General features: G+C 53.3%; 1 rRNA gene. It reads left to right on the forward strand.

Annotated features, from left to right (window positions below):
• Window positions 1-593: ribosomal RNA gene (locus AC6EJC_RS26855) — 23S ribosomal RNA — on the forward strand; the annotation flags it as partial.

Raw genomic sequence — 593 nt, forward strand, 5'->3', positions numbered from 1 at the left:
GCCGCAGTGAAAAGGCCCAAGCGACTGTTTAGCAAAAACACAGGTCTGTGCGAAGCCGCAAGGCGAAGTATACGGGCTGACGCCTGCCCGGTGCTGGAAGGTTAAGGGGAGTGGTAAGCTCTTCGGAGCGAAGCTATGAACCGAAGCCCCAGTAAACGGCGGCCGTAACTATAACGGTCCTAAGGTAGCGAAATTCCTTGTCAGGTAAATTCTGACCCGCACGAATGGCGTAACGACTTGGGCGCTGTCTCAACGAGAGATCCGGTGAAATTTTAATACCTGTGAAGATGCAGGTTACCCGCGACAAGACGGAAAGACCCCATGGAGCTTTACTGCAGCTTGATATTGAATTTGGGTACGATCTGTACAGGATAGGTGGGAGCCGTAGAATCTTGAGCGCCAGCTTGAGAGGAGGCATCCTTGGGATACCACCCTGATCGTATCTAGGTTCTAACTTGGTACCGTGATCCGGTGCGAGGACAGTGTCAGGTGGGCAGTTTGACTGGGGCGGTCGCCTCCTAAAGAGTAACGGAGGCGCCCCAAGGTTCCCTCAGAATGGTTGGAAATCATTCGAAGAGTGCAAAGGCAGAAGG

This window comes from Paenibacillus sp. TY11 (assembly GCF_059772165.1).